Source organism: Salinicola sp. MH3R3-1 (assembly GCF_001937155.1).
GTDB classification, from domain to species: domain Bacteria; phylum Pseudomonadota; class Gammaproteobacteria; order Pseudomonadales; family Halomonadaceae; genus Salinicola; species Salinicola halophyticus.
This window is the reverse complement of record NZ_MSDP01000007.1, coordinates 202,738-217,107: the sequence shown is the minus strand read 5'-3', so window position 1 is coordinate 217,107 and position 14,370 is coordinate 202,738. Positions and strand designations below refer to the sequence as shown.

Sequence of the window (14,370 nt, the reverse complement as noted above, 5' to 3'; positions counted from 1 at the left end):
TTCGTTTTTATGCGCTGAAATATGCGTATTAACGCACTTTTGTTCGATTATTTAGTCGGTAAACTCGTCTCATCGCACCCGGGCAAGATCGGCGGTGCTCTCTGAGAGGAGACGGACATGTTGACGATTCGACCCAGCAACGAACGCGGTTATGCCGATCACGGCTGGCTCAAGAGCTATCACTCGTTCTCGTTCGCCGGCTATCACGATCCCGGCCACATTCACTTCAGCGCGCTGCGAGTGATCAACGAGGATCGCGTGGCGCCGGGGCAGGGCTTCGGCCAGCACGGCCATCAGGACATGGAGATTTTCTCGTACGTGTTGAGCGGCGAGCTGGGCCACAAGGACACGCTGGGCAACGGTTCCTCGATCGGCCCGGGGCGAGTCCAGATCATGACCACCGGCACCGGCGTCGAGCACAGCGAGTTCAATCACTCTGCCAGCGAACCGGTACACTTCCTGCAGATCTGGCTGTTTCCGAGGGAGCGCGGCCTAACGCCGAACTACGCCGAGAAGGATTTCACCGACGCCGACAAGCGCGGCAGACTGTGTCTGATTCTGTCGCCGGACGGCCGCGATGGTTCGCTCACGCTGCAGCAGGACGCCTTCATCTACGCCTCGCTACTCGATGGCGACGAGCGTGCAGAACTGGCATTGTCGGACGGTCGCCAGAGCTACGTGCATGTGGTCAGGGGAAGCGTGACGGTCAATGGCCAGGCGCTTGAAGGCGGCGATGCCTTGATGCTCGTGGACGAGCCCGGCGTGACGATAGACAACGGGAAGGACGCCGAAGTGCTGGTGTTCGATCTCCCGGCCATGTCCTGATAGCAAGACCTGAATATCGAGGGTGGCGGCCGTTCACGGCCGCCAGTTCGAGCAAACCGATAGCCAAGACTTTGATCAACGGAGCTAATCAATGATTCTGAAACAGGCGACTCTGGCCCTGGCCCTCCTCGCGGGGACCGCAAGCGCCAGCGCGATGGCGGACACCACGACTTACCAGATGGATCCCACGCATACCAGCGTGGTGGTTTCCTGGGCCCACTTCGGATTCTCCCATCCGACGGCAACGTTCTCGGACGTGAAGGGTACCATCCAGTTCGACGAAGACGACGTGTCGAACTCCAGCGTCGACGTGACCATTCCGGTCAAGAGCGTGGATACCAAGGTGCCGGCGCTAAACGAGGAGTTCCTGGGCGCCGAATACTTCGATGTCGCGCAATATCCCGACGCCACTTTCAAGAGCACCGCAATCGAGTCGACCGGCGACGATCAATACGACGTTCATGGCGATCTGACCATCAAGGGCGTCACCAAGCCGGTCGTGCTGCACGCCACGCTCAACAAGGCGGGTAATCATCCCATGGCCAATGTGCCGGCGCTGGGCTTCGACGCCACGACCCTCATCAAGCGCAGCGATTTCGGTATGGATCAGTACGTGCCCGACGTCAGCGACGAGATCAACATCGAGATCTCCAGCGAGGCCGAAGCCGCTCAGTAAACGCGCTTACCCGGAGCCCGTCGCTCGATTCGAAGTAGTTTGCGACGGCTCTGACAAGAAAACGCTTCAGGGTTTATCGAGACTGCCCATCGCTGCCAACAGGCCAGGGGTGGGCAGTTTTTCTCGCGGCCGGCATCGGCGTTATCGAAACGACCGGTGGAAGCGGCGGGAAAGGAAGACTCTGAAAGAAGCCCCCTAAGGAAGACGTCTAGAGAAAGACGTCCAGAGAAAGACGCTGGAGACGACGCTGAAGCAGGCGCTAAAGAACGACGCTGGAGTTCGCTTACAGATGCTTCAGCAGACTCTGCAATCGCTCGAGATCGCGGGAATCCCCAACCAGCCGCAATCGCCCGTCGAACAGGCCTTCGCGAAAGGCACGCTGGGAAGGTTTGCGCAAAAAGCGCGTGGCACTGTCGGCATCACGGAAACGCAGTTCCAGCGCCAGATCCACCGGCAACCCGACACCGCTCTGAACCGCCTGTGGCGTCATCCGATAGTGACGAGCGATCGACAGATCTTCGGTCGCAACGCCCCAGTCGAATCGCTGAAGTCTTTCCAACGTGTCGCGAAACGCGGCCTTGCGCGAACGTGCGCGCTTGAGCATCACGCCAAGCCACCAGAGCATCAACTTGAGCTTCATGCCACCTCGCACGAACCAAACGGGATTGGGAATATGGCGGGAAAATGCCGACCCGCCCTTGCGGCGGACCGGCTATCGTTTCGCTCATCGTATCGACGAACGACTCAAAACCCGGAATTACTTGCTAACGGCGTCCTTGAGAGCTTTACCGGGCTTGAAGGCCACGGTCTTGCTGGCCGGAATGTCCAACGGCTTGCCAGTCTGCGGGTTTTTGCCCGTCCGTGCGGCGCGCTCGCGAACCGTGAATGAACCGAAACCGATCAACGTGACATCGCTACCTTTGGAAACCGTACCGGTGATTTCGTCGAGAATGACGTTCAGCACCTGACTGGCCTTGTCCTTCGAAAGATCCGCACGCTCGGCAATCGCCGCAGCGAGTTCTGGCTTACGCATAGAGCCCTCCTAATTTGGCAATGGCGTTACCTGACACACGCCTCGCATATCAAACGAGTTGTTGTTCTCGATGAGGGACAAGATGCCCTCCGAGCGCATAATAGGCAGCTCGGGGCGCGGTTTGTCCAGCATCAGGTAACGATTCATGGCTGACATACCCGCAGCCATCGAAGCTAGCCTAGCAACGGGGGGGCCGCTCGCGCCAGTTCGACTTTACGACGAACGCAGCGTCCGGTGAGCGCAAACCCCAGCAGCCGGCCATTCTCGTCCTCGGCCAGGGCACTGAAATCGCCGGCTTCTCCCTCGATCCGCCAGTGATCCGGCGGCTCTCGCGGCGGCAGCGCGGCAATCGGCAGCAGCGGTGTCTTGACCATCACCGGCCAGGCGCCGTACGCGACCGGAGTTGGCGTACCGGTGAGCGTCGCGGCCAGCGCCCTGGCGCTGGCCTGCAGTGGCTGCACGTACATCGCGTTCAGGCCGTCGTCGGAGCGAGCCCCGAGGCCACCGACACAGGCGCTGTCGCCCAGCGCGAAGATAGCCGGATCGCTGGTAGCCAGCCGTCGGTCGGTCAGGATGCCCGCTGGCGATACCGCCAGTCCCGCGGCCTCGGCCAGTGCCGTACGGGACGTCAGCCCGGTCGCGACCAGGACCAGGTCCGCCTCCAGCGTCTCGCCGTCGTCCAGCGTCAGGGTCACGCCTTCGCCGTCGTCGTGAAGCGTCGTCAGGTGACGCTCGAAGGCGAGATCAATTCCCGCTGCCGCGAAGGCCTCGCCCAACGCCCGCCCCAGCGCGGCCGGCAGCAGTCGCGGCAGCGGCGTCGCCTCGGGAGCGACCAGCGCCACCCGATGGCCCCCGGCATGGAGATCGTTGGCAAACTCGCAGCCCACCAGCCCGGCGCCGATGATAGCGATGCGAGCCTGGCGCTCGGGGTGACGATCCAGCACGCCGCGCAAACGCCGGTAGTCGTCGAGATCGTTGATCTGGAAGACCCGCCCCCGCAGTGCCGGGTCCAGCTCGAACGGCTGCCGGGGCGCGGCGCCGGTCGCCAGCACCAGCTGGCCGTAGGGGAGCGTTTCTGCGCCGATATGCAGGCGCTGGCGGGTCGTATCGATCGCCTCGACGAGGGTATGGGTGCGGATCTGCGCGTTCAGCGATTCGGCAATGCCCACCGCATCGCGAACCACCAGCGCCTCGGCCGTCTGACGCTTGGTGAAGGCGCTGGAGAGCAGCGGCTTGGCGTATTCGTCGCCGCTATCGGCGCTGATCAGGGTGATCCGCCGTGCGGTATCACGGCTGCGAACCGCCCGGGCCAGGCTCAGACCCGCCATCCCGGTACCGATGATGGTGAGTGGCGTTGACGCTTGCTCGAATTGGCGCATGGCAGGAGCTCGTTCGGTCGGTCGTTACGAAGCGCCATGGTACACTACGCCGCCTCTCGACCGTGCCGCCACGCGCCGGCCGGCGTGCTTCGGGAGAGTTCTTTCATGGTACTCATGGAGTTGTTTCGCGTGCCCCCAGCCCGTCACTGTCACGCTCTCTGCCACGCCCTCTCTCCTGCCGAACGCTCCTGGCGCTGGGTTCGCTGGTCCCCCGCCGCTGTTCACCGCCCTCGCATGAGCGCCGACTGGTGGCAGTGGGTGGCGTCCACCGACTCGTTGACCGCGCGGCTGATCGCGGCCTCCGAGCGTCCGTTTCGGGTCAAGCTGATGCATCAGGGCGTCGAGCGACCGCGGCGCGACGAAGCCCGAGCGCTGGGACTGGCGCTCACCGAGGTGGCCTGGGTGCGCGAAGTGATGCTGATGAGCGGCGATCGGCCCTGGGTCTCGGCACGCTCGATCGCCCCGCTGGACCGCATCGGCTGCCGTCGCCTGCGCACGCTGGGGGAACGCTCGCTGGGCAGCTGGCTGTTCGCGCAGCCGGACCTCGCCCGCGACCCGATCGAGGTGGCACGGGTCTCACCCGGCGGCGAAGGGCTATGCGAGGGGCTATGCGATGGACTATGGCTGCGGCGCTCGCGTTTTCGCCACGGCGGCATCCAGCTGCTGGTTCAGGAGTGTTTTCGGTATGAAATGGCCGAGGATCTGGGCCTGTCCGTCACTCGCTAGCCTCGATGGCGGTTCGCCAACACAGATCGAGAGATAGCCTTCACGATCGCCGGGCAATCGCCTGCCGCAGGAACGCCAGAATCCAGCGCACCACTTGCCGATCGTCGACCTCGGCCTGCAGCGACGCCAAACCCTCCCGGAGCCGATTGTCGGGGATCTTGCCGCGCCGCAGCGCCATCAGGTCGGCCGAGTACGCTCTGGAAAATTCCGGATGCCCCTGCACGCCGAGGAAACATTCGCCCATCTGCATCAGGTAGTAAGGGCAGAAATTGCTCCCCGCCAGCACTTCAGCGCCCGGCGGCAGCGTCACGACCTGATCCTGATGACTGACCACCAGATCGAGCCCGGCCTGTTGCGGCACCATCCACTCGGCCTGCCGCGTCACCTGATTGAAGGAGACACCGACGCCCCAGCCGCGCTGATGCTGGGCGACTTCGCCGCCCAGCGCCCTGGCGATCAGCTGATGGCCGAAGCAGATGCCCACCAGCGGCTTGCGTGCCGCCCACAGCTCGCGCACCCAGCCACAGAGCGCTTCGATCCAGGGTTCGCCATCGTTGACCCCGAACTTGGAGCCCGTGGTCAACCAGGCGTCCACGGCTTCGATATCCGCCGGCAGTTCGCCATCCAGACAGCGCCAGACCTGGAACTCCAGCGTCGGGTCGATGCTTCGAAACAGCTGCTCGAACATCGCCGGATAGTTGCCATGGCGCGCGCGCAGCGCCGGGTCGACGTCATCGCACTGCAACAGACCGATACGCATCGGCGGGCTCCCGGGTCATGGAAAGGAATCGGCTGAAAAGCCTCCGCGCTACAGACGCCCCTCGAGCGCCGCCATGAAGAGGCTCCGATACGCGTCGGCATCGAACGGGATCGGGTTGCCGCCGGCGGAAGGATCTTCGATCGCCATGCGCCCGACGAGCTCGGCACGGGAATCGTCGATGCCCAGTTCCGCCAGGGTATGGGGGATTCCCAGATCCTCGCGCAGCGCCAGCACCCAGTCGATGACACCAGCGGTGCCTGACCCCGGAAGGTCGAGATATCGGCTCATGCGCACCATCGGCTCGCCGATCGCCGGAGTGTTGGCACGCAGCACGTAGGGCATGAGCACGGCGTTGAGCAGGCCATGATGGGCGTCGAACAGCGCCCCCAGCGGGTGCGCCAGCGCGTGCATCGCGCCCAGTCCGCGCTGGAACGCGGCGGCGCCCATCATCGAGGCCGTCAGCATGTCGAGCCGCGCCTCGAGATCGTTGCCATCCCGATAGGCGCGCGGCAGCGCCTCGCGAATCCGGCGCATGCCCTCCACCGCAATGCCCTCGGCCTGAGGGTGATAGCCGGGCGCGCACCACGCCTCGAGACAGTGGGACAGCGCATCCATGCCGGTAGCGGCGGTAATCGGTGCCGGTAGCCCCTGGGTCAGGACGGGATCGAGAATCACCGCCCCCGGCATCATTCGAGGGTGAAAGATGATGCGTTTGACGTGGGCCTTTTGATCGGTGATCACCGAGGCGCGTCCGACCTCCGAACCGGTACCCGCCGTGGTGGGCACGGCCACCACCGGCAGCACGGCGTCGGCCTCGGCATGGCGCCAGTTGTCGCCGCGATCTTCCAGCGACCACAGCGACAGGTCGTCCCGTTGGCGCGCCATCAGTGCCACGGCCTTGGCGGCGTCGAGCCCCGAGCCGCCGCCGAAGGCAATCACGCCGTCGTGGTTGCCTTCGCGGAAGGCGCGGATGCCGGCGGTGACGTTGTCGCCGGTCGGGTTGCCCTGGATCTGGCTGAAACAGCCGACCTCCAGCCCGGCATCGCGGCACTGCTCCAGCGCCTGATCCACCATCGGCAGCGCCGCCAGCCCCGGGTCGGTCACCAGCAGCGGCGCGCGCATGCCCAGCGAACGGCAGGCTTCGGCCAGTTCGGCGATGCGGCCCGCGCCGACGAGAATGCGGGTGGGGTAGTTCCAGTCGGCGACCGTGTCGAATGCCGGCCGGTTGCTATCCAATCGACTCATGACTCTCTCCTGTATTGTCATCCGAGCTGTCGTTCGAGCGAGCCCCTGACCGGGCTCTCGGCGCATCGCTCAGGCATGTTTGAGATGGAAGGATTTGGGCCGCGTCAGGGTGTCGTAGCCCAGCCGTGACAGCGAGCAGCCGCGCCCCGACTGCTTGACCCCGGTCCACGCCAGTTCGGGGTCCAGGTAGTCGCAGCGATTGGTGAACACGGTACCCGCCTCGAGCCGCGCCGCCAGTGCCTCACCGACGGCGATATCGCGGGTGAAGACGGCCGCGGTGAGGCCGAAGTCGCTGTCGTTCATCAGGCGTACCGCCTCGTCGTCGTCGGCCACCGTCATGATGCCCACCACCGGTCCGAAGCTCTCCTCGCGCATGACCCGCATCGAGTGGTCTACGTTGGTCAGCACCTGGGGCGCCAGATAGGCGCTGCCCGGCGTGGACAGGGGATACTCGCCGGGGTCGATCCACGCCTTGGCCCCGGCGGCCACCGCTTCCTCGATCTGCCCGCGCACGAAGTCGGCGGCGGCGGGGCGAACCATTGGCCCCAGCGTGGTCCGGGGATCGGTGGGGTTGCCCAGCTCGAGCTGGCGCACCCAGGCTACCGCACGCTCGATGAACGCCTCGCTGATGTCGCGATGGACGTAGATGCGTTCGATCCCGCAGCAGCTCTGCCCCGAGTTGAAGAAGGCGCCATCCATGACCCCGTCCACGGCGGCGTCCAGATCGACATCGGCACGGATATAGGCCGGATCCTTGCCCCCGAGCTCCAGACCGGTGGCGATGAACCGCCCGGCCGCGTTGCGCTCGACCATCGCGCCACCGCCGAGCGAGCCGGTGAACGAGACGTGATCGATCCGGGGATCGCGAATTAGCGCCTCGGTGGCGGCATGGGCCAGATGCAGGAACTGGAATACCCCCTCGGGCAGGCCGGCGGCCTGGAACGCCTCAGCGATTCGCTCGGCGCACAGCGGCGTCTGCGCGGAGTGCTTGAGGATCACCGCGTTGCCGGCCATGATCGCCGGCACGATCGCATTGACGGCGGTCATGAAGGGGAAATTCCACGGCGCCACGATCAACGACACGCCCAGCGGCTCGCGGGTGATGTAGCGGGTGAAGCCCGGTTTCTCGGCCAACCGGATCGGCGCCAGCGCCGACTCGGCCAGCGCGATCATGCCCCGGGCGCGCTCCTCGAACCCGCCGATCTCCCCGCCCGCCGCGGCGATCGGCCGGCCCATCTGCCAGGTCAGCTCCTCGGCGAGCCGATCGCGCCGCGCGACGAAGGCATCGACCATCGCCGAGCAGTGACGCGCCCGGGTCTCGAGCGACGTCTGGCGCCATTCGCGCTGTGCCGTCACGGCACCCGCCACGCAGGCCTCGATGTGCGCCGCATCGGCCAGCTCGCGTTCGACGTAGACCGTTCCATCCACGGGGGAAATCGTACGTTGTGGGGTCATGATCCGGCGTGCTCCCTTTCGATAAAGTCGCTTTCGATAAAGTCGCTTTCGTGAAATCCAGTTCACGCGGGGCCACGCGAACGGCGTCAAGGCAAGGCGGAGCAACGAGGAATCGCGCAGTTGACTGGTGGTGTCAATGAGCAGATTCCGAGGCGCTCCAACGCCGCATTGGCGCCGTGCAGCAGGCCCCCTCAGATGATCTCGAAGTACCGATCCAGCTCCCAATCCGTAATATGCTGCCGGAACTGGCGCTCCTCCCACTCCCGCGTGGCGGCGAAATGCTCGACGAAGGCGTCGCCGAACAGTGTCCGGGCGGCGTCGCTCTGCCGCAGCCGTCCGGCGGCCTCCCAAAGTGTCCGGGGAAGCATCTGATGGGGCGGATGGGTCAGGGTGTAGGCGTTGCCCTCGACGGCCGCGTCGGGTTCGAGGCGCTGCTCGATACCGTAGAGACCGGCGCCGATCGCCGCCGCCAGCGCCAGATACGGGTTGGCATCGGCACTGCCGAGGCGATATTCGACCCGCTGGGACTTGTCCGACCCAGGGATGACGCGCAGCGCGCAGGTGCGATTCTCGACGCCCCAGGTGGCTTCGGTGGGCGCCCAGAAACCGGGAATCAGCCGTGAGTAGCTGTTGATGGTGGGCGCGAACATGGCTAGAAACTCCGGCATCAGCTTCTGCTGCCCGGCGACGAAGTGGCGCTGGGTATCGCTCATGCCGTGGGGCTTGTCGGCATCGAAAAAGGCGGAGTGACCGCTGTCGCGCTCGTTCAGCGAAAGGTGGATATGCCCGCTCTGGCCGGGATAGTCCGGCGACCACTTGGCCATGAACGTGGCCATCAGGTTGCGGCGCTGGGCCCATACCTTGGTGAAGGTCTTGAACAGCGCGCCCTTGTCGCCCGCCAGCAGAGCGTCGTCGACGCCGATCGCCGCTTCCAGCACACCGGGGCCGGTTTCGGTGTGCAGGCCCTCGATGGGGAAATCCATGGTCTCCGCCAGCGCCAGCAGCTCATGGTAGATCTCGCTGTGCACGGAGCTGCGCAGCATCGAGTAGCCCATCATGTCCGGGGTCAGCGGCTTGAGATTGCGAAAGCCCTTTTCGCGCACCGACTCCGGCGTCTCCTGAAACAGGAAGAACTCGTACTCCAGCGATCCCTGCACCTCGAACCCCAGCGACTCCGCCCGGGCCAGCACGCGCTTGAGCAGGCCCCGCGGGCAGATCTCGCTGGCCGCGCCGTCGAATTCCGCCAGGAAGAGCAGCATGTCGCCCTCGAACGGCAGATCGCGACAGCTCTCCGGCACGATCTTCAGCGCCGCGTCCGGGTAGCCGGTGTGCCAGCCGGTGTACTGCACGTTGTCGTAGAGTTCGTCCTTGCTGTCCCAGCCCAGCACCACGTCGCAGAACGAGAACCCCTTGTCGAGCGCATCGAGAAACTTGTCGCGCTGCATGTACTTGCCGCGCATGACGCCGTCCATATCGAACATGCCCACCTTGACGTGGCTGAGACCTCGCGCCTCGACGATCTTGCGCGCCTGCTCGACGGTGCTCACTGCTCTGGCTTGCAGATGACTCATGACCGTTCCTCGCTGACTGTGGGGATGACGCTCAGGGTTTGGCCGCGCGATCGGTACCACCGGCGCTGCGCTGCTGGTCGCGCTGCTCCATGGCGAACTCCTCTTCCGGCGACAGGATCAGGCGGTGGCGACCGACCAGTGCAAAATAGAGGATGCCCACCGCCAGCCAGGCGGCGACGCCGATCACGCCGATGCGATAAGTCCCGTCGCTGAGCTGGAAGTAGATCGTCACCAGCGCGATGACGATGGTCGCCCAGGCGCCCGGATTGCCGAACGGGCTGCGATAGGGACGCTCGATGTGGGCATGGTGCTTGCGCAGCAGGATGAAGGAGGCGGCCTGGGCGATGTAGGAGCACATCGCCCCGAACACCGCCATGTTGAGCAGGGTGCCGCCGATCACCGCCGAACCCTCCTGCATGCCGAAGGCGAAGAAGCATATCAGCATGATCACCATGCCCATGATCGCGCCGCTGATCATCGCCACGTGCGGCGTCTTGCGGGAGCCGTGGGTCACCGACAGGAAGGTCGGGAAGTAGCCGGCGCGGGAGAGCGAATAGATCTGCCGGCCCTGGGCGAAGATGATGGTATGGAAGCTCGCGATCAGCCCGATGATCGCGAGCAGCGACAGGAACTTCGCCGTGCCGCTGCCGTAGATCGCCTTGAAGCCATCGAGCAGCGGCTCGCCGGACTGCCCCAGAGCATAGGCGCCGACCCCGACCACCGAGGGATTGAGGAACAGGATCATCGCCGCCGAGACGATCAGCGTGGTGATGCCGAGCAGGATGCCGCGCGGCATGTCGCGCCGCGGGTCGACCGACTCCTCGGCGGCCAGCGGCAGCTGCTCGATGGCCAGAAACAGCCATACGGCGAAGGGCATCGCCGCCAGCGCGCCGCCGATCCCCATCGGCAGGAACGGGCCATGGCCGCCCTCGAGCTCGCCGCCGCCCGGCGCGATGTTGAGCGCCCAGGTCGAGAAGTCGAGATGGGTGAAGGCGCTGAACCAGAACACCAGCAGCACCGCCAATGCCAGCAAGGTGACGGAGAGCGTCACCTTGAACGAGAGTTCGACCCCGACGATGTTGAGCCCCACGAAGACGATGTAGCCCAGCAGCCACCACACTGGCTGGAACGCCGGCCCGGTCTCGAAGATGCCGCCCAGATAGGCGCCGATGAAGAAGACGATCACCGCCGGCGTGAGCACGTACTCGACGTTCTCGCACAGTCCGGTGACGAAACCGCCCCAGGGCCCCATCGAGGAGCGCGCGAAGGAGTAGGCGGCGCCGGTATGCGGCAGCGCCGGCGACATCTCGGCGATACAGAAGGTCAGGCCCAGATACATGATGGCGATGATCACGGTGGCGATCACCATGCCACCCCAGCCCCCCGAGGCGAGCCCCAGATTCCAGCCCGAATAGTGCCCGGAGATCACCGCGCCCACCCCCAGCGCCCACAGCGACCAGGGCCCGGCGTGACGGCGCAGGCCGCGTTTCTCGAAGTACTGGGTATCCTGCTGCTTGTAGGCGATGCCACTGGCGGATTTATCGTGGTTTGTCATTGTTGTCTCCACTGGATCGAGTCATCTCGCATCGCGATCCGCTGCCGTAACCGCCCCGAATCTTCCCCGAGTCCCCTCGAGTGGCGACGGAGCGACGCCGGCATCGTCTGACCGCGTCCGCTTCGAGTCTGATCACGATGCGCGCGGAAAGGCAATCTCGATCAATGCCACCCAACGCGGCGCTATCGGAAAAATCGATAGCGACCGAAAAACGACCCGGGACTGTCGCGATCGAATCAGTTTATCCGCACCTGCTCGGCGACCTGAGGCAGGTGATGACGAAGTTCGGCGAGAAAATGACGCTGTAGCAGCCGCCGCGCTTCCGTTGCCAGCTGCACCGGCAGATCGCGCAGCTCCTCGCGGCGTGCCACCAGTGTCAGCTTGCGAATCAGCGGCGCCAGCGGCAGCGGCTCGATGCGAAGATGCAGCCGGTCGAGGCCGGCCTGATAGAGACATAGCGGCGTGGTGATGGTCCAGCCGGCCCCGCCGTCGACCAGTCGCAGCAGGGCAAAGGTGTTGTCGAGATGCAGCTTCGCCGGCAGCTCCACGCGGTTGAGACGCAGATGCCGCTCGATGCTCTGGCCGATCAGCGACTGCGTGGTATAGCGGGCGAAGTCGAGCCGTCGCGACAGCGCCGGCAGGTTGGCCACCGGCCCCGTCCAGTCGCCGGGCAGCACCAGCACGAAGGGCTCGGCCAGCAGCGCATGGCGCTCGAGACCGTTGTAGTCCTCGAGCTGATCGTCGGAGATGATGATGTCCACGTGGCGCGTGAGCAGGGCATGGCCGTGCATGTGAGACAGCCCGGTGGTCACAGTGTAATCGCTGGTGTGGCGACGTATCGCGGCGATCAGCGGCTGCCCCACCGCAGTGGCCAGGGAGTCCACCAGCGCCATGCGCACCTGATGCAACTGGCGGAAGGCGCCGGAGTCGAGTTCGCGCCGGGTCGCCCGCGCGGTGTCGAGCATGCGGCGGGCGCGATCGTAGAAGATACGCCCGGCGGCGGTGGGTTCCAACGGCCGCGCATGGCGTTCGATCAACGCGATGCCCAGAACCTCTTCCAGCGTCGCCAGGCTTTGGGAGACGGAGGACTGCTTCAGCCCCAGGGCCGCCGCCGCCGCACTCTGACTGCCACGGTCCAGCGTCTCGACGAAGATTTCCATGCTCCGGAGATCGAAACCAAAGCCGCTGCGCATACGCGTCATGCTCCCTGCAGGAGGCCAATCGTGCCTCGAGGATACAACGACTCGAAGCCGGGAAAAGGGTGGTGTAAGGTTCGGCCCACGCTATCGACAGCCTGTCGTCTCGGAGAACTCCATGTCCCACGCCGGTTCCGACCCCGCCCGCTCTCGCGGCGCTGATTCAGCCGCCCAGACACGCGGCGCTGGTCCAGCCGCCCAACCACGCGGCGAAGGTTCAGCTGCCCGCCCACGCGGGCTGGCGCGCCTGCCCGACTTCCTGCGCCTGACGCGGCTGGACAAGCCGATCGGCACCTGGCTTTTGATGTGGCCGACGCTGTGGGCGCTGTGGCTGGCCGCCGACGGCCTGCCGGATCGGGCCACGCTGATCATCTTCGTGCTCGGGGTCTATCTGATGCGCGCCGCCGGCTGCGTGGTCAACGACTACGCCGACCGCCATCTCGACGGCCACGTCAAGCGCACCCAGTCGCGGCCGCTGGCAACCGGACGCATCAGCGAGAAGGAAGCCAAGGTCCTGTTCGCGGGCCTCGTGGTGCTGGCTTTCGTGCTGGTCTGCCTGACCAATCTCGCCACCGTGCTGCTCTCCTTCGTCGGCGTCGCGCTCGCCGCAATCTACCCGTTCATGAAGCGCTACACCCATCTGCCCCAGGTGGTACTGGGCATGGCGTTCTCGTGGAGCATCCCCATGGCGTTCATGGCGATCAGTCGCGACGTGCCGCTGGAAGCCTGGCTGTTGCTGGTCGCCAACGTCGCCTGGACCGTGGCCTACGATACCCAGTATGCAATGGTCGATCGCGACGACGATATCAAGATCGGGATCAAGTCCACCGCGCGACTGTTCGGCCGCTGGGACAAGCGGATCATCGGCCTGCTACAGCTGGCGACGCTGATACTGCTGGCCTGGATCGGCGTCGAGCAGCCGGTGTTGAGTGGATTTTTCTGGCTGGGCCTGGCGGCGATGGCGGCGACCTTCGTCTATCAGCAGTGGCTGATCCGCGAACGCGAGCGCGACGCCTGTTTCCGCGCCTTCCTCAACAATTTCTGGTCGGGGCTTTTGCTGTTCGCGGGGCTGGTGCTGACGCTGTGGCCGCCGGTCTGATGGAAACGAAACCGACCGAACTAGCGCCCCTGTCATATCGCTGTCATATTTTCACGATGTAATCGTCACCGTTCTGTCACGGCCGGAAGCCATCCCCAACGTGTCAATCGCATCACGCGGCATTGGTCATCCGGCGGCTCACCCGAGGCATGCGCATGAGCTCCAAGACCGTACTCATCGTTGACGACGAAGCATCGATCCGCGAGATGATCGCCATCGCCCTGGAAATGGCCGACTATCGCGTGCTCGAGGCGGACAACGCCCAGACCGGCCACGCCATGGCGCTGGACCAGAAGCCCGACCTGATTCTGCTCGACTGGATGATGCCCGGTACCAGCGGTATCGAACTGGCACGCCGGTTGAAACGCGAGGAAGCCACCGCCGAGATGCCGATTATCCTGCTCACCGCCAAGGGCGAGGAGGACAACAAGGTGCAGGGGCTGGAAGCCGGGGCCGACGACTACATCACCAAGCCGTTTTCGCCACGCGAGCTCGTCGCCCGGCTCAAAGCCGTGCTGCGCCGGGCGACGCCGCCAGGCATCGAGGAAGCGGTCGAAGTCGAGGGGTTGCGCCTCGATCCTTCCAGCCATCGCGTCACTTCCCATGGCGGCGCGCTGGAGATCGGCCCGACCGAGTACCGCTTGCTGCAGTTCTTCATGACCCATCAGGAGCGCGCCTACACCCGCAGCCAGTTGCTGGATCAGGTCTGGGGCGGCAATGTGTACGTGGAGGAGCGCACCGTCGACGTGCATATTCGCCGGCTGCGCAAGGCGCTGGGTGAAGCGCATCAGCATCTGGTCCAGACCGTGCGCGGCACCGGCTACCGTTTTTCGACCCGGGAGTAAGTCAG

At 65.2% G+C, this 14,370-nt stretch carries 14 protein-coding genes; 5 read left to right on the top strand and 9 right to left on the bottom strand.

Annotated features, from left to right (window positions below):
* Positions 1–117 precede the first annotated feature (117 nt).
* Positions 118–825: a pirin family protein gene (locus BTW08_RS05660; RefSeq protein ID WP_075561541.1), complete on the top strand. Its 708-nt coding sequence runs from the start codon at positions 118–120 to the stop codon at positions 823–825.
* A gap of 91 nt (positions 826–916) precedes the next feature.
* Positions 917–1,501 (top strand): YceI family protein, encoded by a 585-nt coding sequence (locus BTW08_RS05655; protein WP_075561540.1) that lies wholly within the window; start codon positions 917–919, stop codon positions 1,499–1,501.
* A gap of 283 nt (positions 1,502–1,784) precedes the next feature.
* Here the strand turns inward: BTW08_RS05655 and BTW08_RS05650 are convergent, their stop codons facing one another.
* The 3 genes from BTW08_RS05650 to BTW08_RS05640 all read right to left on the bottom strand — a co-directional run bounded on the left by BTW08_RS05650 (position 1,785) and on the right by BTW08_RS05640 (position 3,913).
* On the bottom strand, positions 1,785–2,141 hold the full coding sequence (locus BTW08_RS05650) for a hypothetical protein (protein WP_075561539.1): 357 nt from the start codon (positions 2,139–2,141) through the stop codon (positions 1,785–1,787).
* A 117-nt stretch (positions 2,142–2,258) separates the two neighbouring features.
* Positions 2,259–2,534 (bottom strand): HU family DNA-binding protein, encoded by a 276-nt coding sequence (locus BTW08_RS05645; RefSeq protein ID WP_071230476.1) that lies wholly within the window; start codon positions 2,532–2,534, stop codon positions 2,259–2,261.
* Between the two features lie 173 nt (positions 2,535–2,707).
* Entirely contained in the window at positions 2,708–3,913 is a 1,206-nt protein-coding gene (locus BTW08_RS05640) for an FAD-dependent oxidoreductase (RefSeq protein ID WP_075561538.1), read from the bottom strand.
* A gap of 129 nt (positions 3,914–4,042) precedes the next feature.
* Here BTW08_RS05640 and BTW08_RS05635 point away from each other — a divergent pair, with 129 nt between their 5' ends.
* Entirely contained in the window at positions 4,043–4,639 is a 597-nt protein-coding gene (locus tag BTW08_RS05635; protein ID WP_246837647.1) for a chorismate lyase, read from the top strand.
* A gap of 40 nt (positions 4,640–4,679) precedes the next feature.
* Here BTW08_RS05635 and BTW08_RS05630 read toward each other — a convergent pair whose 3' ends face one another.
* From BTW08_RS05630 to BTW08_RS05605, 6 genes are all read right to left on the bottom strand, one after another.
* Positions 4,680–5,399, bottom strand: a complete 720-nt coding sequence (locus BTW08_RS05630; protein ID WP_075561537.1) for a gamma-glutamyl-gamma-aminobutyrate hydrolase family protein — start codon at positions 5,397–5,399, stop codon at positions 4,680–4,682.
* Between the two features lie 48 nt (positions 5,400–5,447).
* Entirely contained in the window at positions 5,448–6,644 is a 1,197-nt protein-coding gene (locus BTW08_RS05625; protein WP_075561536.1) for an iron-containing alcohol dehydrogenase, read from the bottom strand.
* Between the two features lie 69 nt (positions 6,645–6,713).
* Positions 6,714–8,099, bottom strand: a complete 1,386-nt coding sequence (locus BTW08_RS05620; protein WP_075561535.1) for an aldehyde dehydrogenase family protein — start codon at positions 8,097–8,099, stop codon at positions 6,714–6,716.
* Between the two features lie 191 nt (positions 8,100–8,290).
* Positions 8,291–9,670 carry a glutamine synthetase family protein gene (locus BTW08_RS05615; protein ID WP_075561534.1) on the bottom strand — a complete coding sequence of 460 codons (1,380 nt, stop codon included), beginning with the start codon at positions 9,668–9,670 and terminating at the stop codon, positions 8,291–8,293.
* 31 nt (positions 9,671–9,701) lie between these two features.
* Positions 9,702–11,225 (bottom strand): amino acid permease, encoded by a 1,524-nt coding sequence (locus tag BTW08_RS05610; RefSeq protein WP_075561533.1) that lies wholly within the window; start codon positions 11,223–11,225, stop codon positions 9,702–9,704.
* 236 nt (positions 11,226–11,461) lie between these two features.
* A complete protein-coding gene (locus tag BTW08_RS05605; protein ID WP_075561532.1) occupies positions 11,462–12,418 on the bottom strand; it encodes a LysR family transcriptional regulator in 957 nt (318 codons plus the stop codon).
* 121 nt (positions 12,419–12,539) lie between these two features.
* Between BTW08_RS05605 and ubiA the strand changes: the two genes are divergently transcribed.
* On the top strand, positions 12,540–13,520 hold the full coding sequence (gene ubiA, locus BTW08_RS05600) for a 4-hydroxybenzoate octaprenyltransferase (protein WP_083627699.1): 981 nt from the start codon (positions 12,540–12,542) through the stop codon (positions 13,518–13,520).
* Positions 13,521–13,675: 155 nt separating this feature from the next.
* A complete protein-coding gene (phoB, locus tag BTW08_RS05595) occupies positions 13,676–14,365 on the top strand; it encodes a phosphate regulon transcriptional regulator PhoB (RefSeq protein ID WP_075561531.1) in 690 nt (229 codons plus the stop codon).
* The last annotated feature ends 5 nt before the right edge of the window (positions 14,366–14,370 follow it).